This is a genomic window from Nonomuraea sp. MTCD27 (assembly GCF_041950495.1).
Taxonomy (GTDB): Bacteria; Actinomycetota; Actinomycetes; order Streptosporangiales; family Streptosporangiaceae; genus Nonomuraea.
The window spans coordinates 292,003-313,635 of record NZ_JBGNUW010000004.1; the positions used below are offsets into that span (position 1 = coordinate 292,003).

Annotated in this window: 21 protein-coding genes, 1 tRNA gene and 1 other RNA gene; 15 read left to right on the top strand and 8 right to left on the bottom strand. The window is 70.9% G+C overall.

Annotation, left to right across the window (positions count from 1 at the left end):
* Window positions 1-77 precede the first annotated feature (77 nt).
* A tRNA-Ser gene (locus tag ACBJ59_RS13575) sits at window positions 78-165 on the bottom strand.
* 98 nt (window positions 166-263) lie between these two features.
* Between ACBJ59_RS13575 and ffs the strand changes: the two genes are divergently transcribed.
* An RNA gene (gene ffs / locus ACBJ59_RS13580) (signal recognition particle sRNA small type) lies at window positions 264-359 on the top strand.
* 31 nt (window positions 360-390) lie between these two features.
* Window positions 391-2,943, top strand: a complete 2,553-nt coding sequence (locus ACBJ59_RS13585; RefSeq protein WP_375110498.1) for a DNA polymerase III subunit gamma and tau — start codon at window positions 391-393, stop codon at window positions 2,941-2,943.
* A 454-nt stretch (window positions 2,944-3,397) separates the two neighbouring features.
* Here ACBJ59_RS13585 and ACBJ59_RS13590 read toward each other — a convergent pair whose 3' ends face one another.
* On the bottom strand, window positions 3,398-4,837 hold the full coding sequence (locus ACBJ59_RS13590) for a GAF domain-containing protein (RefSeq protein ID WP_375110499.1): 1,440 nt from the start codon (window positions 4,835-4,837) through the stop codon (window positions 3,398-3,400).
* 420 nt (window positions 4,838-5,257) lie between these two features.
* Here ACBJ59_RS13590 and ACBJ59_RS13595 point away from each other — a divergent pair, with 420 nt between their 5' ends.
* From ACBJ59_RS13595 to ACBJ59_RS13615, 5 genes are all read left to right on the top strand, one after another.
* A complete protein-coding gene (locus ACBJ59_RS13595) occupies window positions 5,258-5,608 on the top strand; it encodes a YbaB/EbfC family nucleoid-associated protein (RefSeq protein WP_139629532.1) in 351 nt (116 codons plus the stop codon).
* A 2-nt stretch (window positions 5,609-5,610) separates the two neighbouring features.
* Window positions 5,611-6,210: a recombination mediator RecR gene (gene recR, locus ACBJ59_RS13600; protein WP_364111722.1), complete on the top strand. Its 600-nt coding sequence runs from the start codon at window positions 5,611-5,613 to the stop codon at window positions 6,208-6,210.
* On the top strand, window positions 6,203-6,733 hold the full coding sequence (locus ACBJ59_RS13605; protein WP_364111724.1) for a DUF5063 domain-containing protein: 531 nt from the start codon (window positions 6,203-6,205) through the stop codon (window positions 6,731-6,733). Before recR ends, ACBJ59_RS13605 begins: the two co-directional genes overlap by 8 nt.
* A gap of 84 nt (window positions 6,734-6,817) precedes the next feature.
* Entirely contained in the window at window positions 6,818-8,092 is a 1,275-nt protein-coding gene (locus ACBJ59_RS13610; protein WP_375110500.1) for an aspartate kinase, read from the top strand.
* A complete protein-coding gene (locus ACBJ59_RS13615; protein WP_375110501.1) occupies window positions 8,089-9,150 on the top strand; it encodes an aspartate-semialdehyde dehydrogenase in 1,062 nt (353 codons plus the stop codon). Before ACBJ59_RS13610 ends, ACBJ59_RS13615 begins: the two co-directional genes overlap by 4 nt.
* An 81-nt stretch (window positions 9,151-9,231) precedes the next feature.
* Here the strand turns inward: ACBJ59_RS13615 and ACBJ59_RS13620 are convergent, their stop codons facing one another.
* Window positions 9,232-10,179 (bottom strand): hypothetical protein, encoded by a 948-nt coding sequence (locus ACBJ59_RS13620; protein WP_375110502.1) that lies wholly within the window; start codon window positions 10,177-10,179, stop codon window positions 9,232-9,234.
* A gap of 174 nt (window positions 10,180-10,353) precedes the next feature.
* On the opposite strand from ACBJ59_RS13620, the gene ACBJ59_RS13625 reads away from it, so the two are divergent.
* From ACBJ59_RS13625 to ACBJ59_RS13640, 4 genes are all read left to right on the top strand, one after another.
* Complete coding sequence (locus tag ACBJ59_RS13625; protein WP_375110503.1) at window positions 10,354-11,022, top strand: TetR family transcriptional regulator; 669 nt, start codon at window positions 10,354-10,356, stop codon at window positions 11,020-11,022.
* Window positions 11,023-11,056: 34 nt separating this feature from the next.
* Window positions 11,057-12,016, top strand: coding sequence for an LLM class F420-dependent oxidoreductase (locus ACBJ59_RS13630; protein WP_375110504.1), 960 nt, complete (start codon window positions 11,057-11,059; stop codon window positions 12,014-12,016).
* A gap of 2 nt (window positions 12,017-12,018) precedes the next feature.
* Window positions 12,019-13,437, top strand: a complete 1,419-nt coding sequence (locus tag ACBJ59_RS13635) for an amidase (RefSeq protein ID WP_375110506.1) — start codon at window positions 12,019-12,021, stop codon at window positions 13,435-13,437.
* A gap of 64 nt (window positions 13,438-13,501) precedes the next feature.
* Entirely contained in the window at window positions 13,502-13,849 is a 348-nt protein-coding gene (locus ACBJ59_RS13640; protein ID WP_375110507.1) for a YkvA family protein, read from the top strand.
* Here ACBJ59_RS13640 and ACBJ59_RS13645 read toward each other — a convergent pair.
* From ACBJ59_RS13645 to ACBJ59_RS13660, 4 genes are all read right to left on the bottom strand, one after another.
* On the bottom strand, window positions 13,846-15,042 hold the full coding sequence (locus ACBJ59_RS13645; RefSeq protein WP_375110508.1) for an amidohydrolase family protein: 1,197 nt from the start codon (window positions 15,040-15,042) through the stop codon (window positions 13,846-13,848). The genes ACBJ59_RS13640 and ACBJ59_RS13645 overlap by 4 nt on opposite strands.
* A gap of 154 nt (window positions 15,043-15,196) precedes the next feature.
* Entirely contained in the window at window positions 15,197-15,940 is a 744-nt protein-coding gene (locus tag ACBJ59_RS13650; protein ID WP_375110509.1) for a tyrosine-protein phosphatase, read from the bottom strand.
* Window positions 15,941-15,950: 10 nt separating this feature from the next.
* A complete protein-coding gene (locus tag ACBJ59_RS13655) occupies window positions 15,951-16,751 on the bottom strand; it encodes an SURF1 family protein (protein WP_375110510.1) in 801 nt (266 codons plus the stop codon).
* Window positions 16,752-16,798: 47 nt separating this feature from the next.
* Complete coding sequence (locus ACBJ59_RS13660) at window positions 16,799-17,275, bottom strand: winged helix-turn-helix transcriptional regulator (protein WP_375110511.1); 477 nt, start codon at window positions 17,273-17,275, stop codon at window positions 16,799-16,801.
* A 58-nt stretch (window positions 17,276-17,333) separates the two neighbouring features.
* Between ACBJ59_RS13660 and ACBJ59_RS13665 the strand changes: the two genes are divergently transcribed.
* The 3 genes from ACBJ59_RS13665 (at window position 17,334) to ACBJ59_RS13675 (ending at window position 19,475) form a co-directional block, all read left to right on the top strand.
* Window positions 17,334-17,849: a GNAT family N-acetyltransferase gene (locus ACBJ59_RS13665; RefSeq protein WP_375110512.1), complete on the top strand. Its 516-nt coding sequence runs from the start codon at window positions 17,334-17,336 to the stop codon at window positions 17,847-17,849.
* A complete protein-coding gene (locus ACBJ59_RS13670; protein ID WP_375110513.1) occupies window positions 17,846-18,442 on the top strand; it encodes a TetR/AcrR family transcriptional regulator in 597 nt (198 codons plus the stop codon). Before ACBJ59_RS13665 ends, ACBJ59_RS13670 begins: the two co-directional genes overlap by 4 nt.
* Window positions 18,443-18,515: 73 nt before the next feature.
* On the top strand, window positions 18,516-19,475 hold the full coding sequence (locus tag ACBJ59_RS13675) for an NAD(P)-dependent oxidoreductase (protein ID WP_375110514.1): 960 nt from the start codon (window positions 18,516-18,518) through the stop codon (window positions 19,473-19,475).
* Between the two features lie 6 nt (window positions 19,476-19,481).
* On the opposite strand, the gene ACBJ59_RS13680 is transcribed toward ACBJ59_RS13675, so the two are convergent.
* The gene (locus ACBJ59_RS13680; protein WP_364111754.1) at window positions 19,482-19,784 is read right to left on the bottom strand and encodes a hypothetical protein; all 303 of its coding nucleotides are present in this window, start codon (window positions 19,782-19,784) and stop codon (window positions 19,482-19,484) included.
* A 173-nt stretch (window positions 19,785-19,957) separates the two neighbouring features.
* Between ACBJ59_RS13680 and ACBJ59_RS13685 the strand changes: the two genes are divergently transcribed.
* Complete coding sequence (locus ACBJ59_RS13685; RefSeq protein WP_375110515.1) at window positions 19,958-21,361, top strand: methyltransferase; 1,404 nt, start codon at window positions 19,958-19,960, stop codon at window positions 21,359-21,361.
* Window positions 21,362-21,633 lie beyond the last annotated feature (272 nt).

Sequence of the window (21,633 nt, forward strand, 5' to 3'; positions counted from 1 at the left end):
AAGAGGTCTTGAGAAGGCCGGCTGAGACCCAAAGCAAGAGGGGTTGTGCCGCTGATCACGGCACAACCCCTCTGAGCTGGCGGAGGATGGGGGATTTGAACCCCCGAAAGGTTGCCCTTTACACGCTTTCCAAGCGTGCGCCCTCGGCCACTAGGCGAATCCTCCGTCGACGAGCTTACCTGACTTCAGAGGGTCCGCAGACCATGTTTTTCGCGAGGTTCCCGAGGGTGACACGAGCACTGCGGCGTCCGGCTAGACTGTCCAGGGACCCCTCGCGCGGCGTCATCCTGTGAACCTCCCCAGGGCCGGAAGGCAGCAAGGATAAGCGGGCTCTGGCGGGTGTGCGGGGGGTCTCTTCGTTGAGAGCCCCCTCGCAGGCGGGATGGTCGTATGAGCCTTGCGCTTTACCGCAAGTACCGACCCGGGACCTTCGCCGAGGTCAAGGGTCAGGAACATGTCACTGACCCGCTGCGGCAGGCGTTGCGGACGCGCCGTATCAACCACGCCTACCTGTTCAGCGGCCCCCGCGGATGTGGCAAGACCTCCAGCGCCCGCATTCTGGCGCGTTCTCTCAACTGTGAGCAGGGCCCCACGCCCGACCCGTGCGGCGAGTGCGAGTCGTGCGTCGCGCTGGCCCCCACCGGTCCCGGCCACCTCGACGTCATCGAGATCGACGCCGCCTCGCACGGCGGTGTGGACGACGCGCGCGACCTGCGCGAGCGGGCCTTCTTCGCCCCCGTCTCCGCGCGCTACAAGATCTACATCATCGACGAGGCGCACATGGTGACCCGCGAGGGTTTCAACGCGCTGCTCAAGCTCGTCGAGGAGCCCCCGCCGCACCTGAAGTTCATCTTCGCGACGACGGAGCCGGAAAAGGTCATCGGCACCATCAAGTCGCGCACGCACCACTACCCGTTCCGGCTGATGCCGCCCGCGACGCTCCGGGCGCTGCTGGAGGAGATCCTCACCTCCGAGAACGTGCCCTTCGAGCCGAACGCGCTGCCCCTGGTCGTACGCGCCGGCGCCGGCTCCGCCCGTGACTCGCTGTCCATCCTCGACCAGCTCCTCGCCGGGGCGGAGGACGACGGCATCACCTACGCCAAGGCCGTCTCCCTGCTCGGCTACACCGACGGGGACCTGCTCGACGAGGTCGTCGCAGCGTTCGCCGCCCGTGACGGCGGCCAGGTCTTCCACACGGTCAACCGGGTGATCGAGGGCGGCCACGACCCCCGCCGCTTCGCCTCCGACCTGCTCGAACGCTTCCGCGACCTGGTGATCCTGGCGAACGTCCCCGAGGCGGCCTCCAGCGGCCTGCTCGACCGTCCCGCCGACGAGCTGGAGCGCCTCGTCCAGCAGGCGGCCTCGATGGGGCCCGCCGAGCTCACGCGCGCCGCCGAGATCTTCAACGCCGGCCTCACCGAGATGCGCGGCGCCACCTCGCCGCGCCTGCTGCTCGAGCTGATGTGCGCGCGCGTCCTGCTCCCGGGGGCCTCGCAGGGCGAGGACGCGCTGCTGGCCCGCCTGGAGCGCCTCGAACGCGGCGGCGCCGTCGCCCAGATGGCCGCCCGAGCCTCCTCCGCCGGGACACCGCCCGCAGGTTCCGGCGCGGTGACCATCCCGCGCCCGGGTGCCGCTTCCGCGGGTGCGCAGGCCGGGGGTCAGGGCGGGGGCCAGGGCGGCGTTCATGGCTCCGGCCAGGCGGGCGGTCATCACGGTACGGGAGCGGCGCCGGGCGGTGACGTGGTGGGTGCTTCCGCCTCGGTCGCGCCGTCCCATGCTGCACCGGCGGCTGCGGGCAAGGGCGGGGACGACTGGCCCGAGGCCGCTCGTCCCGGTGCTCCGGCAGCGTCCTCGCCCGGCGGCGGGGAACACGTGGCCGATGGCAGTGCCCACCAGCAGGCTCCGCAGGCCGCTGCCCCGAGCGGAGGGTTCGCCCCGGCGTCGGGGGGCGCTCCCGCGGCGGGTGGAGCGGGCGCCGTGCAGAGCCAGTGGGCCGCCGTGCTGGCCTCGCTCAAGCAGCGCAGCATCGTCGTCTGGGCCAACGTGAGCACCAACGCCCAGGTGGTGGGCGTGGAAGGCAACCTGGTCACGCTCGGCTTCACCCAGGTCGGCGCGATGAAGAACTTCACGGGTGGCGGCAAGGACGCCGTGGTGGCCGGTGCGCTGGGCGACGTGCTCGGCGGCACCTGGCGGGTGGAGGCGGTCGTGGGCGGCTCGCCCGCCCCGCAGTCCTCCCGTGGGCCCGCCCGGCCTCCGACCCACAACCAGGCTCCGCAAGGTCAGGGACCGGCCGGTGCCCAGGGAGCGCCCGGAGCCGCGCAGGCCGCTCAGGGCATGTCAGGTTCGCAGAGCACGCCGGGGTCTCAAGGCTCCCAGGGACGTACGGCGTCGCATGGGGCGGCCAACGAGGACCAGGGCGGTCAGGATCCCGACCAGCCTCCGGCTGCCGCCTCTCCGGGGCGTCAGACCACGGACGAGTCCTGGCCCGACGCCCCTGACGACATCAGCCCCGGCTCCCCGCCCAGCCCGGATCCCACGCGTACCGTCACCGCCGCCCAGCACACGGTCAGCGCCCCGGCGGCTGCGCCGGCGGGCACTCCGGCGGGCACTCCGGCGGGTGCTTCGGTCGGCGCCTCCGGGGGCGGGGGTGTCCCGGGCGCGGGCCTGGCCGCCGCCAGATCGGCGGCGAAGGCGGCCGCCCAGGCGGGCCCGCGTGTCCCGGCCGCCCGCGGTGGGGTCCCGGCTGCCCGCGGTGGGGTCCCGGCTGCCCGCGGTGGCGCTGCCGCGTGGCCGGAGACGGTCCCGGGCCGTAACAAGGGTCCCGAGTCCGACGACGTGGACCCGCTCAACGACGCGGACGCGGATGTGGACGCCATCTCGGGCATGGCCCTGCTGGAGCGGGAGCTCGGCGCCCAGGTGATCGGCGAGATCGACCACACCTGACCCACCCCTCCGCGCCCAGGCGTGGAAGTCCGTCCGGGTCACGCTGGGCAGTGGAGGCACCCACCGCCGTGCGAGCCTTGCGACCGTTGGGAGCCGTTGGGAGCCGTGCGAGCGGGAGTCGGGCAGCCGGGCAGTTGCGTTGGGCCGCGGGCAGCCGCGTCGGTCGCCGGGCAGTCTCGTCAGGCCGCCGCGTTGGGCCGCCGGGCAATCCCGTCGGGCAGCCGGAGGCCGCCAAGGCAGCGCGGGCCGTGGGATTGGGGCAGGTCGCGCCGGGCAGCCGGAGGCGCCCAAGGGAGCGCCGATCATGGGTGTCGGGCAGGTCGCGCTGGGCAGCCGGCGGCCCCCAAGGCGGCGCGGATCGTGGGAGTCCGGCACATCGAGAAGGGCAGCCGTAGGCCCCCAAGGGGTGCGCGGCCGTAAGGGCGGGGCGGGCCGCCGCCCTCCTGGCCAGAGGTCAGGAGAGGAGGCGGGAGCGGGCGGCGGCTGAGCGGGGGTCGGTCGGTGGGAGGGCGGCCAGGCGCTCCAGGACCTCGTAGTCGTCCCGCCCGCCGCTCGTCTGCGCGTACGTCCACAGATCGTCCGGCGACCCCTGCCGCAACAGGCAAGCACGCACCTGGGCCTCGAGCTCGTCCCGTTCCCGCCGGATCTCCGGCGACTCCGAGCGCGGCAGCAGCGGCCCCGGGTACGCCCGCGCCAGCGACGTGGGGTCGTTCGCCGACAGCAGCCGGGTGAGGGACAGGAAGTCGGCCTCCACCGGGCACGTCAGGCGGTACGGCTTGGCCGCGATCGCCTCCCCGAGCTGCGCCCGCAGCCGGTGGATCTCCGCCCTGATGGTCACCGGGTTGCCGGCGTCCCCGTACAGGTGGAAGGAGAGCTGCTCGGCCGTCAGGCCGTGCGGGTGCAGGGCCAGGAGGGTGAGGATCTCCGCGTGCCGCAGCGACAGCGACCGGTCGCCCTCTCCGAACGCGGCCGAGGGGGTGCCCTCGCCGAGGAACGACAGCGCCAGGACCGGCGGCGCGGCGGCCGACGAGGGGCGCAGGAGGAAGCCGTCGGAGAAGGGCTCCAGCAGGGCGACGCTCCCGTCCCTGAGGATCATGCGCTGGCCGGCGAACTGCCCCGCCCGCTCGCCGAGGTGCACGCGCCCGCCCAGGTCGCCGGCCGGGTCGCCGGAGATGACGCGGCCCGTGGACGACAGCAGGACGCCGGGGTGGCCGCGCAGGGACTCGTATCGGCGGCGCAGGCGCTCGTCGCGTTCGTGCATGCACAGCGCGAGCTGCTTCTCGGCGAGCTTGGCCGTCGTGGCGACCAGGGCGACCGTGGCGGGGTGCAGGGAGCGGGCGGTGCCGCTGACGTCGACGCAGCCGATGACCCGGCCGGAGTCGGGGTCGGTGATCGGGGCGGCGCTGCACGACCAGATGTGCAGGATGCGCATCAGGTGCTCCTCCGAGTAGACGTGCACGGGCCGGCCGGTGGCCAGGGCGGTGCCTATGCCGTTGGTTCCGACGTTGTGCTCGCCCCACTGGTGTCCGTCGGCCAGACCGATCTGGTCGGCGCGCCGCATGATTGTGCGATTACCCTCGCGCCACAACACCCGGCCGTCACGGTCTGTGACGATCATGACATGTCCGGTCTCCTCGGCCAGACCGGACAGAGTGCCGGCGAGCAGGGGCAACAGGGGCTGCAACGGATGTGCCTGACGTATGTCCCTGATGCGTGATGGGTCGTAGACGAGTGGGGCACTCTTGCCTTCAGGGTCGATACCGGCATCCAGCGAACGGAGCCAGGACGCCTTGATCAGCCGGCGGGGCGACTCTGGCCAGGGCCGGCCCGTCGCGGCGGCTTCGTGCGCTCCGCGTAGAAGGCGGGAGTACGCGTCGAGATGGGCGTAACTCATCGGTCACTCCAAGTAGTCAACTAGAGCATCCGTCCTACCGCTCGATAGCGCAACCCGTTCAGGGGGATTGCAGAGGGTGATTGAATGAACGCAACGTGTGTGCAACGTTCCGCTGACTAGCGTCCCTGTTCAACGCGTCGGCGTGGTGCGGCCGCTCCGCCGACGTGATTGGCCGGGTCTCGGACGCTGGAGGGGGGCCGAGACCCGGCCAAAACACGCCGGTGCCGGACACGGATGCCAGGCCAGGACAACGGGCGTCGAACAGGAAACGCCCGCCCCAGGCGGCACACGTGAGCGGGACAACCGTCCCGCGCGAGGGTCGGGGCGCGAAACATGGGGACGCCCCCCAGTACATGACGCCGCCCAAACACCGTAGGCTCGTGGCAGTCAAGAACGCGGAGCCACGAGGAGCGCACGACGGTGAACCCAGGGGATGTCAACCTGCAGCAGCTGCTGGAGCAGGCCCAGCTCATGCAGCAGCAGCTTGTGAGCGCCCAGCAGGAGCTCAACGACGCGCAGATCGAGGGCTCATCAGGCGGCGGCCTGGTCACGGCCGTCGTCAACGGCTCGGGCGAGCTGCTCGAGCTCAAGATCGACCCGAGCGTGATCGACGCCGGCGACGCGCAGGACACCGCCGACACGATCGCCGACCTGGTGATCGCGGCCGTCCGCGACGCCGTGCGCGCGGCGGCCGACCTGCAGCAGGAGAAACTCGGCCCGCTGGCCCAGGGTCTGGGTGGCGGCGGCCTCGGACAGTTGCCAGGGTTCTAGGCATGTACGAAGGGGTCGTCCAGAATCTGATCGACGAGCTGGGCCTGCTGCCCGGCGTCGGTCCCAAGAGCGCGCAGCGGATCGCGTTCCACCTGCTGGCGGCCGATCCAGCCGACGTCAAGCGGCTGGCGCACGCGTTGCTGGAGGTCAAGGAGAAGGTCCGGTTCTGCCGGGTCTGCGGCAACGTGGCGGCCGAGGAGGAGTGCCGCATCTGCCGCGACTCCCGCCGCGACACGCACGTCATCTGCGTGGTCGAGGAGTCCAAGGACGTCGTCGCGATCGAGAAGACGCGCGAGTTCCGCGGCACCTATCACGTGCTCGGCGGCGCGATCAGCCCGATCGACGGCGTCGGCCCCGACGACCTGCGCATCCGAGAGCTCATGACACGCCTGGCCGACGGCCGCGTCACCGAGCTCATCCTCGCCACCGACCCCAATCTCGAGGGCGAGGCCACGGCAACCTACCTCGCCCGTCTGGTCAAGCCGATGGGCATCAAAGTGACACGACTGGCCAGCGGTCTGCCTGTGGGCGGTGACCTCGAATACGCCGACGAGGTGACCTTGGGCCGCGCGTTCGAAGGACGGAGGCTGCTGGATGTCTGACCAGTGGAGCGCGCTGGCGGAAGAGATCTCCGGGCACGCGCAGAACTACGTGGACGGCCTGACCAGGGTGGCGGGCGGCGAGGGTGGCGACGCCATCTGGTCGATCCTGCTGGTGGAGGTCGCCCAGGTGAGCTTGGCCGGGGCCAAGCTGGGCGCGAACCGGGACGTCATTCTCGCCGGCAACTACGAGCCGCCGATGAGCGAGGATCCCGACATCGACGGGGTCCGCACGGCGCTGGCCGAGCGGCTGGAGGCCGTCGACGACTACGCCGAGGTGTTCGACCCGTACAAGGACACGGGCGTCACCCCCTACCGGCTGTCCGACGACCTGACCGCCGTCGCCGCCGACCTCATCCACGGGCTGCGCCACTATCACGCCGGCCGCCCGCACGAGGCGCTGTGGTGGTGGCAATACTCCTACTTCAACACCTGGGGCAACCACGCGGGCGCCGCGATGCGCGCGCTGCAGGCCCTGGCGGCGCATTCGCGCCTCGACGTGGCGGAGGAAACCACCACGGTCTGATCATCCACATAGTGGTACGAACCATCAGGCCCATGAGAGGCCCCCAGTAGACTGGCAGCTCACAGTCCAGACCGGGAGACTCTCGTGGCGCTCGTTGTGCAAAAGTACGGTGGTTCGTCCGTCGCCGACGCGTCCTGCATCAAGCGGGTCGCGCAGCGGATCGTCGCGACGAAAAAAGCCGGCAACGACGTGGTCGTGATCGTCTCCGCGATGGGCGACACGACGGACGAGCTGCTCGACCTGGCCGAGCAGGTGTCGCCGCTGCCTCCGGGCCGCGAGCTCGACATGCTGCTGACCTCCGGCGAGCGCATCTCGATGGCACTCCTGGCGATGGCGATCGCCAACCTCGGTCACGAGGCCCGCTCGTTCACCGGCTCGCAGGCAGGTGTGATCACCGACTCCACGCACGGCAAGGCGCGCATCATCGACGTGACGCCCAGCCGCATCCAGGAGGCGATCGACCAGGGCCACATCGCGATCGTGGCCGGTTTCCAGGGCGTCTCGCAGGACACCAAGGACATCACCACGCTCGGCCGCGGCGGCTCCGACACCACCGCAGTCGCGCTGGCGGCGGCGCTCAGCGCCGATGTGTGCGAGATCTACACCGACGTCGACGGCATCTTCACCGCCGACCCGCGCATCGTGCCCGCGGCGCGCCAGATCCCCAGGATCTCGTATGACGAGATGATGGAGATGGCGGCCTGCGGCGCGAAGATCCTGCATCTGCGGTGCGTCGAATATGCTCGCCGTTTCAGCCTGCCGATTCACGTACGCAGCTCTTTCAGCACCAAGGAAGGCACGTGGGTCGTCTCCGACCCTTACACCGAAGGAACCGAGATGGAGCAGCCGATCATCTCCGGCGTCGCACACGACCGGAGCGAGGCCAAGATCACCGTTGTCGGGGTCCCCGACAAGGTCGGCGAGGCTGCCTCGATCTTCAAAACGCTGGCCGACGCCGAGATCAACATTGACATGATCGTGCAGAACGTCTCGGCCGCGGCCACCGGGCGCACGGACATCTCGTTCACGCTGCCCACGGCCGACAGCCAGACGGCGCTGACGTCGCTGAAGAAGATCCAGCCCCAGATCGGTTTCGAGTCGCTGCTGTTCGACGACCAGATCGGGAAGGTGTCGCTGATCGGCGCGGGCATGCGCTCGCACCCGGGCGTCACCGCGACGTTCTTCGCGGCCCTCGCCGACGCGGGGGTCAACATCGAGATGATCTCCACCTCGGAGATCCGCATCTCTGTGATCGTCGAGCAGGACGGTGTCGACGCGGCCGTGGCGGCCGCCCACCGTGCCTTCGATCTCGACGCCGACCAGGTCGAAGCCGTGGTGTACGGAGGTTCAGGACGATGAGCAAGAGGCCGAGTCTGGCCCTGATCGGGGCGACCGGTGCGGTGGGCACCGTCATGCGCGACATCGTGTCGACGCGCGAGGACATCTGGGGCGAGATCCGTCTCGTCGCCTCCCCGCGCTCGGCGGGCAAGGTGCTCCAGGTACGCGGCGAGGACGTCGTGGTGCAGGCCCTCGCGCCCGAGGTGTTCGACGGCGTCGACGTGGCCATCTTCGACGTGCCGGACGAGGTGTCGGCCGTGTGGGTGCCGATCGCGGCCGAGCGTGGCGCGATCGTCATCGACAAGTCGGGCACGTTCCGCATGGAGCCCGACGTGCCGCTGGTCGTGCCCGAGGTCAACCCGCTCGACGCGCGCGACAGGCCGCGCAACATCATCTCGACCCCCAACTGCACGACGCTGTCGATGATGGCGGCCATGGGGGCGCTGCACGCCGAGTTCACGCTCACGGAGCTGGTCGTCGCCTCCTACCAGGCGGTGTCCGGCGCGGGCGTGGCCGGTTCCGCGCGGCTCTACGACGAGGTCGAGGCGCTGGCCGGTGACCGTACGATCGGGCAGGCCGCCGGTGACGTACGCAAGGTGCTGGCGAACAAGCTGCCGGAGGAGTCGCCGTTCCCCGCGCCCATCGCGTTCAACGTGGTGCCGTGGGCGGGCTCGCTGAAGGACGGCGGCTGGGCCTCGGAGGAGATCAAGCTCCGCAACGAGTCCCGGAAGATCCTCGGCATCCCCGACCTGAAGGTCTCCGCGACCTGCGTCCGCGTGCCGGTGGTCACGACGCACTCGCTGGCCGTGCACGCGCGGTTCGAGCGCGAGATCACGGTCGCCGACGCGCACCGTGTCCTGGAGGCGGCGCCGACGGTGGTCCTCATGGACGACCCGGCCAACGGGGTCTACCCGACGCCTCTCGACGTGGTGGGCAACGACCCGACCTACGTGGGCCGCATCCGCCAGGCGATGGACTTCCCCAACACGCTCGACCTGTTCGTGTGCGGTGACAACCTGCGCAAGGGGGCGGCGCTCAACGCGGCGGAGATCGCCGAGCTGGTCGCTGCCGAGTTCTGACCGAAGTTCTGATCATCAGGGTGACGCCGTGCGTCTCGTGCGGCGTCACACCCATGTCCGGGGCGTGTCGCCGGGGCCCTGTCACCGGAAGAGGATGTCCCAGTGGTCGCCCTCGTCGGCGAACGTCGTGCCCGAGCCTGACTTGTACAGCCGGGCCCCGTCGCTGCGGATCCCCGCCTTGTCATGGTTCTTGGTGATGTGCCGGTCGATGCAGGCGTTGTGGGAGATGTCGAGCTTGTAGCCGTTCCCGTGGCTGAAGTGGCCGGGGGCGTGGCCCCGCTCCGTGCCGCCGGTGACCATGATCGGGCAGCCGCTGCGCTGCTTCAGCGCGATGGCCTTGGCGATCGTCCCGGTCCGCACCGAGTCGAGCGACGTGCAGTGGTGCATGTGCTTGCTGACACAGTTCCCGGTCGACTTCGTCCGCAGCCCCGCGCTCTTCAGCCACCCGGTGGCGGTCGCGTGGGACACCTGCATGGCGGCCTTCCTGGGCAGGACCCGCGTCAGATCGACCTGAGCGCGCCTGTGAGCGGCGTGCGCCCGCGCCCGGGGCATCTTGGCCACTCCGGTGCGTACGGGGCTCTTCGCCGCCTTCGTGGCCTCTCGCCGCGCCTTGGGCTTCTGGGCCCAGGCCAGATCCTCCTGCGCCTCCGAGGCGGACCGGGTGGCGGACCGGGTGGCGGACTCGGCTGCGGTGGAGGCCCGGTCGCGCGCCTCGCGCGCCCGCTCCACCTGCTCCAGCGGCCACCGGGTGTCGAGCGCCGGCCAGTCGCTGATCTGCTCGAGTTCCCTGCCGGCCGCCATGAGCCGTTCGTAGGCCATGTCCGGTTCCACCTCGTACGCGTCGGAGAGGGCCGCGTCCATGGCTGCCCGCGTCCACTGCGCCGGGGCGTCCTCCCAGCCGTAGGGCCCGGCCTCGTACAGGCTGCCCTGAGCCGGCGACCCTTCGGGGTGGGTGGCGGCGGAGGCGGCCGAGGCCAGCGCGATTATGGTGATCTCAATGCCGAGGAGCGCGACTACCAGGAGGCGCACTGTTCCACGTATCCACATGTCGATGCCTTTTCGCGGAAATAGCCCTTCCGCCTGAAACGACAATCCCACCTTTCACAGGAGATAACTCATGCCGCGAGTGCAACTTTGCCTTGTGGCGGTGATCACCGTGCGGCTCCATGACCTAACCCCGTTGCACGACGTAAAGTGACGAACGTGTCCGAAGCCCGAAACCGAGGATCGGAGAGCACCCGAGAGGTCATCGTCGAGACGGCCTTGCGACTGTTCCGGGAGCGCGGCTTCGACGCGACCACCATGCGGGCCATCGCCGCCGAGGCGGGGGTTTCCGTGGGCAACGCCTACTACTACTTCGAGGGCAAAGAGGCGTTGATCCAGGCGTACTACGACCGCGCCCAGGCCGAGCACGAGGCGGCCTGCCGGGCGTTCCTGGCCACGGAGAGCTCGTTCGCGGCCAGGCTGAGCGGGGTGCTGCGCGAGTGGGTACGCGTCTCGGAGCCGTACCACGAGTTCGCCGTCAAGTTCTTCAAGCACGCCGCCGAGCCGACCAACCCGCTGAGCCCCTTCAGCAAGCAGTCCTCGCCCGCGCGGGAGGCGTCCATCGCCATCTACCGCCAGGTCGTGGAGGGATCGCGCGACCGGATGAACGCCGAGCTGCGCGAGGAGCTGCCCGAGCTGCTGTGGCTGCTGTCCATGGGCATGGTGCTGTTCTGGGTGCACGACACGTCGCCGGGGTGCGAGCGGACCTACCGGCTGATCGACGTGACGGTGCCGCTGGTGGACCGGCTGGTGGGGCTGTCACACCTGCCCGGCCTGCGGGGCATCACGAAGGACTTCATCGCGGCGGTGCACGAGCTGCGAGCCTAGAGCTACATACCGAGCGGTTGGTACGTTGTTCGTCATGACGCAGAACTGGGGCATGACGATCCCCTTTTACGACCGCTCACTGGCGAACTCGCTGGACCTGATCGCCGAGCTGCCCGCGCTCGGGTACACCGACGTGTGGTCGGCGGAGGTCAACGGGGTCGATGGGTTCGTGCCGCTGGCCCTGGCCGCGCAGCGGGCTCCGGGGGTCAGGCTGGGCAGCGCCATCGTGCCCGTCTCGACCCGGGGCCCGGGGCTGCTGGCCATGTCCGCGGCCACGCTGGCCGACCTGGCGCCGGAGCGGTTCGTGCTGGGCATCGGGGCCTCCTCGCCGGCCATCGTCGAGCGGTGGAACGCGGGCACGTTCGGCAAGCCGTACGCGCGGACCCGCGACACGCTGCGCTTCCTGCGCAAGGCGCTGGCGGGGGAGAAGGTCTCGGAGAAGTACGAGACGTTCGAGGTCAAGGGCTTCAAGCTGGAGCGGGCGCCGAAGGTGCCGCCGAAGATCGTGCTGGCCGCGCTGCGCCCCAGGATGTTGCGCCTGGCCGCCGAGGAGGCCGACGGCGCCATCACGAACTGGCTCTCGCCCCAGGACGTGCGGAAGGTGCGGGCGGAGATCGGGCCGGACACCGAGCTGATCGCCCGCCTGTTCGTCTGCGTCAGCGAGGACACCGACCGCGTACGCGAGATGGCCAGGTGGATGCTGGCGAGCTACCTGACCGTCCCGGTGTACGCGGCCTTCCACGACTGGCTGGGCCGCGGCGAGGTGCTGCGCCCGATGCACGAGGCGTGGGCGGCCGGCGACCGGCAGGCCGCGCTCAAGGCCATCCCCGACGAGGTGGTGGACGCCCTGATCGTGCACGGCGACGCCGCCACCTGCCGGGCGAGGATCCAGGAGTACGTCGCCAACGGCCTCGACACCCCCGTCCTCGCCCCCATCCCGGGCGGCGACGTCTCCATCGACCAGGCAGTTCGGGATCTGGCTCCGGAAGGGTAGGCATGGACGAGTTGCTGGGACTGGACGCCGTCGGCCAGGCGCGGGCGGTCAGGGACGGCCAGGTGTCGGCGCGGGAGCTGACCGAGGCCGCGATCGCGCGCATCGAGGCGGCCGACGGCGAGCTGAACGCCGTCATCCACCGCCGCTTCGAGCGGGCGCTGGCCGAGATCGACGCCATCCCGGCGGACGCGCCGTTCCGTGGAGTGCCGATCCTGCTCAAGGACCTGGGCTGGCGGGAGGCGGGGGAGCCGTACAGCGCGGGCTCGAACGTGCGTGACGGCCTGGACGACGCCGAGGACTCCTACGGCGTCCTGCGGCTGCGCGAGGCCGGCTTCGTCCTGCTCGGGCGCACGAACACCCCCGAGTTCGGCAGCACGATCACCACGGAGCCGGTGGCGTTCGGGCCCACCAGGAACCCGTACGACCCGGCGTACTCGGCGGGCGGGTCGAGCGGCGGCTCCGCGGCGGCGGTGGCGGCCGGGATGGTCGCGCTGGCCACGGCCAGTGACGGCGGCGGGTCGATCCGCATCCCGGCGTCCCTGTGCGGCCTGGTGGGGCTCAAGCCGTCGCGCGGGCGCGTGAGCCTGGGACCGGCCATGGGGGAGGGGTGGAGCGGCTTCTCCTGCCCCGGGTTCGTCACCAGGACCATGCGGGACACGGCGGCGGCGCTCGACCTCGTCTCCGGCCGGTACCCCGGCGACCCGTACGACGCCCCGGCCCTCCCCGGGAGCCTCGCCGGCGAGGTGGGCCGGGATCCCGGCAGGCTGCGGATCGGGTTCCTCGCCGCGCATCCCAGGGGCGACGTGCCGGAGGTGCCCGAGGTGACCGAGGCCGTGACCGGCGCCGCCGCGCTGCTGGAGTCGCTCGGCCACGACGTCGCCCCCGGCGGTCCCGAGGCGCTGGGCGATCCCCACTTCCCCCGCCACTTCGGCGCCATCGTGGCCAACAACCTGGCCGCGCAGGTCGCCGGGCTGGGCGAGCTGCGCGGCAAGCCCGTACAGCTGGAGGAGCTGGAGCCGCGCAACGCCGCCATGGTGAGCGCGGCGCGCGAGCACAGCGCGGCCGACCACATCCTGGCCACGCAGTGGGTGGACGGCTTCCGGCGCCGCATGACCGCCTGGTGGGCGGCGGGACACGACCTGCTGTTGGTCCCGTCGCTGGGCGTGGCGCCGTTCCCGCTGGGCTGGATCCCGCCGGGGGACCTCAGCATCGCCCTGGGGCGGACCGCGCACGCCGTGGCCTACACCTCGCCGGTCAACGCGAGCGGGCAGCCCGCCGTGTCGCTCCCGCTGCACAGGAACGCGGCGGGCCTGCCGGTGGGCATCCAGCTCGTGGCCGCGCCCGGGCGCGAGGACCTGTTGGTACGGGTGGCGGCACAGATCGAGCAGGTCAGGCCCTTCGAGCACGCGGCCCTGCCCTGACGGAAGGGAACTCGTACCCCCGGTGACGCGTTATGTCGTGAAAAGCCGGGGGTAGGGGGATCACATGATGGCGAAGGCAACACGGGCGGCGGCGGCATGGCGGACCTACCGCGAGGTGACCCGGCCCGGGTCGCCCAAACTGATGACCAGGGTCCGGGCGATCCCGCGGATGATCGGCGCGGTCATGCGCGGGCAGTACGCGGGCATGGGCAGGAGCAAGCTCGCCCTGCTCGGCCTCGGCGTGGTCTACCTCATCTCACCGATCGACGTCGTGCCCGACTTCCTCATGCTGATCGGCGTGGCCGACGACTTCGGCGTGTTCCTGTGGCTCCTGGCCTCGCTGCTCGGTGAGAGCGGGCGCTATGTGCAGCACGAGCGCCACGTCATCCAGGCCCGCCTCGAAGAAAGTTAGATCTCCTCCATCCGCAACCACGCCCGCGAGGGCAGCGGGTGGCCGAACAGGCGCGCCGCGTTGCCGTAGGCGACCCGGGCGATGTCGGCGGGCGGGAGCGTTCCGAGGTTGCGCGCCACCGACTTCTGGGTGTCGGGCCACGTCGAGTCCGAGTGCGGGTAGCCGCTCTCCTGCAGGACGTGGTCGAGGCCGACGGCGAGCCGCACCCCTGACAGGGCGTGGTCGTCGAGCGTGCCGAAGAAGAAGTTGCGGCGCAGCACCTCGCTGGGCTTGAGCCCGCCCTCCCACGACGCCTCTCCGGCGACGGGGTGGTCGAGGGCGTAGTCGGCGCGCTCGGCCAGCATCGGCAGCCAGCCCACGCCGCCCTCGACGATGAGGATGCGCAGCGAGGGGAAGCGCAGCGGCACCCCGGACCAGAGCCAGTCGGCGCAGGCGAACATGGCGCTGGTCGGCATCAGCGTGGTGATGGCCTCGATGGGCGTGTCGGGAGAGGGCACGGGCGACCAGGAGGAGTCGCCGGTGTGCAGGCAGACGACGGTGCCGGTCTCCTCGCAGGCGGCGAAGAACGGGTCCCAGTGGCCGGTGTGGATCGAGGGCAGCCGCAGCCGGGTGGGGAACTCGGGGAAGACGACGGCCTTGAAGCCCCTGGCCGCGTTGGCCCGGATCTCCTTGGCGGCCACGTCGGGATCGGGCAGCCACGGCAGTTGCAGGCCGATGATCCGCTCGGGGTAGGTGCCCGCCCAGACGTCGATGTGCCAGTCGTTCCACGCCTTCACCAGGGCCAGGCCCAGCTCCTGGTCGCGGGTCCTGGCGAACGGCATGCCCGACTGCCCGGCCAGCATGCCGGGGAAGCAGAGCGCGGCCCAGATGCCCGCCACGTCCATGTCCTGGATGCGGGCCTCGATGTCGTGGCAGCCGGGGCGCATCTGCTCGAACCGGACGGGCTCGAGCGTCCATTGCTCGCGCGGCAGCCCCGCGCCCACGTCGATGCCGGCGCACGGGTAGGTGGCGCCGCCGTAGCGCCACACCTGGTGACCCGCCTCCGTCTCCACGACCTTGGGCGCGACCTCCGCGTATTTCTCCGGCAAGCGGTCCTCGAACAGGTCGGGAGGCTCGATCAGGTGATCGTCGGCTGAGATGATCACATAGTCGCGCCGCCTGGGGTCAGGGTCGGGGAGCAGCGGCGTAGTCACGCACGTAACCGTACGACGACGGGATAACGTCGAACAAGCTGCGACGTATCCGTTGGGTATCCGAGACTTTCTGACCCGGGACCGCCGGGAGGGGGATGGCTGGCGATCCCGGGACTGACAGGCCCGCTCGCGCAGGGGCGGGCCCGGTCGGCCACTACCCCTCTGAGATCGATTCAGTCAGCAAATGCCGGCGAAGTTCGTCGATCGCGGCGGGGGAAAGCTGGAGCACCTGGGTGACGTACGCCTCGACGGAGCCGTGCCGGGACGTGAGGTCGGCGAGGAAGAGCCGCATCGTCTCGGCGGGCGCGAGGCCGAAGCCCGGCCACAGGGGCGCGCCCGGATGCCTCCTGCTCCAGTCGGCGACGAAGCGCTCGGTGGCCAGGCCGGTCAGCGCGTAGTCCGCCACGATGTCGTCCTCGCCCACGCCCGCCAGCGACAGCACCAGCGCGGCCAGCACCCCGGTACGGTCCTTGCCCGCGGCGCAGTGGATGACCACGGGGGCGTTGTCGGCGAGGGCGATCGTCTCCAGGGCGGTCCTGAGGTTCGCGACGCCGTCCTCGGTCACCTCCAGGTAGCGGTCGGCGAGGTAGCGGGCGACGCCGAGCTCCTCGCTGTAGGCGGCGGTTTCCCAGCGGCGGCCCTCGATCGGCAGGTTCTGGTAGCGCTGCCCCTCGCTCTCGGGGACCCGTCCGGCCCGCTCGACCTCGAACGGGTGACGCAGGTCGATGACGTTGCGCACGCGCAGCGCCCGGAAGGCCGTCAGGTCGTCTCCGGCCAGCCAGCCGAGGGAGTCGGCCCGGTAGAGCCGCTGCCACCTGACGGTGCGCCCGTCCTTGGCGGCATATCCACCTACGTCGCGGAAGTTGCAGAGATTCGTGAACTCAATGTGGCGGATCACCCTCAACACATTAATTGGCGGCGGTCTTCGCATCCGAGGCCACGGGCGCCTCTGAAGTCTCCCGAGACCTGCGCTCGGCCACCTCGCGCCGGATCAGCAGGATCCACCCGCCGATCGCGATCCCGATGAACAACCACCACTGGACGCCGTACGCCAGGTTGAGCCCGCCCCCTGCACCGACGTCGGGCTCGGGCACCGGCGCGGGGGCCGCGGCGGGCTTGGGCTGCTGCTCGGTCAGCTCGACGTAGCCGCCCACGAGCCGGTACGGCAGGCCCTTCCCGATCTTGTCGGCGTTGATCAGCAGCACCTGGCCGGCCGGCAGCCCGGACCGCTCCTGGATCCCGCTGGATTCCTCGGTCTCGCTGAGGCGTAGCCGCCCCGTTACAGTTACCTGCCCGGCGAGCGGAGCGGGCACCTCGGGCGCGGCGTCGGCGGTGGCGGCGGCGGGGACCCAGCCCCGGTTCACGATCACGGCGGTGCCGCCGCCGGTGACCAGAGGGGTCAGGACGTAGTAGCCGTTGCGGCCGTCCTGGGGGCGGCGGCGTACGAGGAGGGCGTGAGTCTGGTCGTACGTGCCGGCGACGGTGACCTTCCTGAACCGGTCGTCCTCCCGGACCTGCCGCCCGGGGGCGGCCAGCCGCTCCAGGGGCACGGGCGCGGCCTCGATGTTGGCGGTCACCCGCTCGCTGTTGGCCGACCGCTCCTCGAACCGCCCGAACTGCCATCGCCCGAGGAACACGAAGGCGGGGATGACCAGCAGCACCACCACGTGGAGCGCGAGCCATCGGGGCGTCAGCAGGAACCGGTACACGCCTCTAAGGTTAAGGACCGGCAGCGGTGCTCCCCCACGCGCCCCGTTCAGGCGCTCTTGAGGTCGGCGCCGGGCCCGGGGAGCGGCGTCACCTCGCGCGGCCCGCTCACCTCGTGGCCCGCCGCGCAGCGGAAGCGCAGCTCGATGGGTGCGCCGCAGTCGCGGTGGGTGAGCAGCACGGGCGGCCCCTCCTCGGCCAGATATCGGTCGCCCCAGTGCATGAGGGCGACGAGCAGGGGATAGAGGTCGCGGCCCTTCTCAGTGAGCCGGTATTCGTCGCGCTGCCGCTGCCCCGGCTCGCGGTAGGGCACCTTGCGCAGCAGCCCCTCGTCGACCAGCCGGGCCAGGCGCGCGCTGAGCACCTGCCGGGGTGCACCGGTGATCGCCTGCATGTCGGCGAACCGCCGGACGCCGCCGAACGCCTCGCGCAGCACCAGGAAGGTCCACTTCTCCCCGACGATGTCCAGGGTGCGCTCGATCGAGCAGTTGTCCACCCGGAAACCCATGCGGGACGGCTCGTTCATTTTCGCATTATACCTGAGTTCAGTTGACAGACTCAGCAGTGACAGGCACGCTGGGTCTATGCAAGGAACTCAGATCCGCCCGGCCCGCCCGGACGACGAGGAGCGGATCAGGCGCTTCCTCTCCGGGCTGTCGCTGCACACGCAGACGCTGAGGTTCTTCACCGGCGTCAGCGCCCCCGCGCCCGCGCTCGTCCGCGTGCTGCTGGCGGTGGACGAGCGCCGCGACGCGATCGTCGCCACCACGGACGGGGGTGAGATCGTCGGTCACGCCATGAGCTTCAGGGGCGGCTGCACCGACGTGGAGATCGCCGTGGTCGTGACCGACGAGTGGCAGGGGCGCGGTCTGGGTCCCAAGCTGATCGACACGCTGCTGCTCAGGGCCTTCGTGCGCGGAGCCAGGTCCGTGGGGATGGACGTCCTGGGCGAGAACCGGCGCGTGCTCCGGCTCATCAGGCGGGTCTGGCCGCACGCCCGGATGAAGGTCAGTTCCGGATCGGTGGAAGTGACCGCTATGATCGATCAGGCTGGCCTATTTGCGGAACAAGGTTCTGGTAGCACACCATTGACAGTGTGAAGAGTGTCAAGAACGGACGCGACGGCCGGACCCGGATCATCGAGGGCGCCCTCCGCCGTTTCAGCCAGGACGGGGTCTCGGCCACCACCCTGGCCAGCCTGCGTGAAGAAAGCGGCGTCAGCGTCGGCAGCTTCTACCACCACTTCGCCAGCAAGGAGCACGTCTTCGGCGTGCTGTACTCCGAGATCCTCGACGCGTACCAAAGCGCCTTCCTCGCCGAGCTGGTCAGCCACCAGGAGGCCCGCGACGGCATCGAGGCCGTCGTCGCCTTCCACATGCGGTGGGCGGGCGAGCACCCCGAGCGGGCCAGGCTGCTGATCAGCGAGCGGCCACCGCGCAAGCAGGAGCCCGGCGGCGCCGAGGTGGCCGAGGCCCGGCGCGCGTTCTTCCGCAAGGTCTCCGACTGGTGGCGGCCGCACATGAAGAACGGCCTGCTCCAGCCGGTCCACGCGACCATGTGCTACGTGCTGTGGCTGGGGCCGGCGCAGGAGATGTGCCGGCTGTGGTTCGCCGGCGCGCACACGCCCACGGACGAGGAGATCAAGGGACTGGGCGAGGCGGCCTGGCAGAGCCTCCGCCAGCGCTCCGAATGAGCGCAGAGTGAGCGGGCCTGACCTGCGCGGGGAGCAATGATCTGAGCACCGTCTGTGGTGTTATTGTCCAAATGTGAGACGACCTCGGGCGCTGGTACTGCCCACCTTGCCGGAGAGCGCGCTCGCCCGACTGGGCGAGGTCGCCGACCTGACCGAGGTTCCCGCACGACCGAACCTCGGCTTCACCGACGAGCAGCTGGCCGACCTGGTCATCGAGACCGGCGCGACCGTGCTTATCACCGACGGCGACCAGGTGCGCACGTCGGTGCTCGGGCTGCACCTGGACGTCGTGGCCACCATGGGGCCGCCTGCGAACGTGGATCTGGCACTGGCGGCCGAGCGCGGGGTGCCCGTCCTGCACGCGGCCGACCGCGACCCGGAGGCGGTGGCCGAGCTGACGCTCGCGCTGCTGTTCGCGGTGAGCAGGAACATCGTCAGCGCCGATCGAGAGGTGCGCAGGGGGCGCGTCTACCACGGGAGGGTGCCTCCCGCGCAGCGCCACCGCGGCCGCCGGCTGACCGGCAGGACGTTCGGCATCGTGGGCCTCGGCCGCGTGGGCAGGGCCCTGCGCTGGCGGTGCGAGGGGCTGGGCATGCGGGTGATCGTCTGCGACCCGTTCGTGGCCGAGGCCACCCACACGCTGCCGGCGCTGCTGGAGGAGGCCGACGTGGTCTCGCTGCACGTGCCGCTGACCGAGGAGACGCGGGGGTTCTTCGGCTACACCGAGTTCGGCGCGATGCGCCCGGGATCGATCTACCTCAACACCTCGCGCGGCGCGCTGCACGACCTGAGAGCGCTGGTCGACGCGCTGCGCTGGGGCCGGGTGGGCGGCGCCGGGCTCGACCACTTCGAAGGCGAGTGGCTAGACCGGGCCCATCCCCTGACCCGGCTGCCGAACGTGGTGCTCACGCCCCGGCTGGGCGAGGCCACCGGGGAGAGCCTGGAGGAGCTGGCGGAGACGCTGGTGGAGGACATCGCGCGGCTGCTGCGCGGGGAGGAGCCGGCCCACGCGTACGCGCCGATCACGGCGTGACGCGGGTCAGGCGGGCTGGCGGATCCGGGTCGGCACCCGCCAGCTCGCCCGGTCGAGCGAGATGTCCAGCCGCAGGTCGCCACGCTGCCTGCGCAGGCCGGGCACGCGTACGCGGTCGTGCACGTCGAACCTGCCCCGATGCGGATATCCGAACCCGAGCTCGCCCGGCAACACGCGCAGGTCGTCACGGTTGCCGCAGCGCGGGCAGGTCCACGAGACCAGGTCCAGGCCGCGGTTGTAGTCGGAGCAGGCGTTGAAGTATTCGTCGGGGCCGAAGCGGGACTCGCAAGCCAAGCAAGGGATCAGCATGACGGTCCGCTCCTCGGGATGACGTGGTGGCACCCATAAAGATGTGGTGGCACCCATAGAGATACCGCTGGGCACTTGTCCGCCGCTTGCAGAATGCTTGGGTACTTAAGTAACAGTATGAGCACTGTCGGTATCAGATCATGCGAGGGAGCCCGCGGTGAAAGGATGGCCTCGTGGAACGACTGCGCCATCACCTCCTCGAGACCGGATACACGATCGACGGCGTACGCGAGCGCCTGGGCAGCATGGCCGCCTCGGCCCTGGCCCGCGAGGAGCTGGTGCCGGCCCTTCGCGCCACCGCGGACGGTGACCCGCTGGCGACGCTGATCAGGCTGTGGTGGCTCGGCGTCCCCGTCCCCGCCAAGGCCGTCGCGCCGGAGGTGCTCGAGTCCGGGCTGGTCAAGGCCGACGGTGACCAGGTCGGTGCGACCGTGCACCTCCAGCCCTGGGAGACCGGCGGCTACCTCGTCTCCGACCGCAAAGTACGCCCCGGCGACCCCGCGCTGCGGCCCGACCACGTGGTGGGGGCCGGCGGCGCCTCGGCCAACCTGGCCCAGCTCGTCAGCCGCCGCCCGGTTGAGCGCGCGCTCGACCTGGGCACCGGCTGCGGGGTTCAGGTGCTCCACCTGGACGGCCGGGCCGAGCACGTCGTGGCCACCGACCTCAACCCCCGGGCCCTGGAGCTGGCCGCGCTGAGCTGGGAGCTGTCCGGCGTCGAGGGGGTGGACGCGCGTGTGGGTTCGATGTTCGAGCCGGTCGAGGACGAGCTGTTCGACCTGGTCGTGAGCAACCCGCCGTTCGTCGTCGCGCCGGCGCGGGCGGGGAAGCTGACCTATCGCGAGTCGGGCCTCGAAGGTGACGACTTCTGCCGCGACCTCGTACGCCGGACGCCCCGCCATCTCAACCCCGGCGGCCAGGCCCACTTCCTGGCCAACTGGCTGCACGTCGAGGGGGAGGACTGGCACGACCGCGTGGGCGGCTGGCTGCGCGAGACCGGCTGCGACGCGTGGGTGGTCCAGCGTGACGTGCAGGACCCGGCCGAATACGTCGAGCTGTGGCTCAAGGACGCGGCCGAGCAGGGCACCAGGAGCTACGCCGAGCACTACGACCGGTGGCTGGCCTGGTTCGACGAGCGCAGGGTCGAGGGCGTCGGGTTCGGCTGGATCACCATGCGCAACTCCGGCACGCTCGACCCGGTCGTCCGCGTGGAGCACCTGGCGCACCAGGTCTCGCTCCCGGTCGGCGACTACGTCGACTCCGTCATCGACGCCATCGCCGCCGCGCACCGGACCGAGGGGCTGGACGCCGCGCTGCTGCGTACCGCCGACGGGCTGCTCGACGAGCGCATCAGCCTGCCGGGCGCGGAGGACCCCATCCGCATCGTCCTGCGCCAGACCCAGGGGCTGCGCCGCAGCCGCGAGGTCGGCACGGTCGAGGCCGCGCTGGCCGGCGTGTGCGACGGCGAGCTGGCGCTCGGGCCGCTGCTCAACGTGATCGCCGAGCTGGTCGGCGACGGCGAGATCGCCAATTCCGACTCGGTCAGACCCCTCATAGCCGAGGGTTACTTCCTCCTTTGATTCGGTGTTGATCGGACGTTGACACCGAGGGTGGAGGCTTTGGGCCAGGACACGGACCTGGGGGGTTCGAGGGCCGTGTCAGGTCCGGCCGGTCGTCTTAGTGAGGCGGCTAGCCACTACGCGGAGCATCCGGATAACCGGGCCCCCTAGCGACGCGTGGTGGCGAGGATGACCGGCCGGGCTGAACCTCCATCGATCACGAAGATCTCGTGACTCCGTAAGGACAGCCTTGATCAACCATGTGTGGATGACACGTCTGGACGACGAGCTGT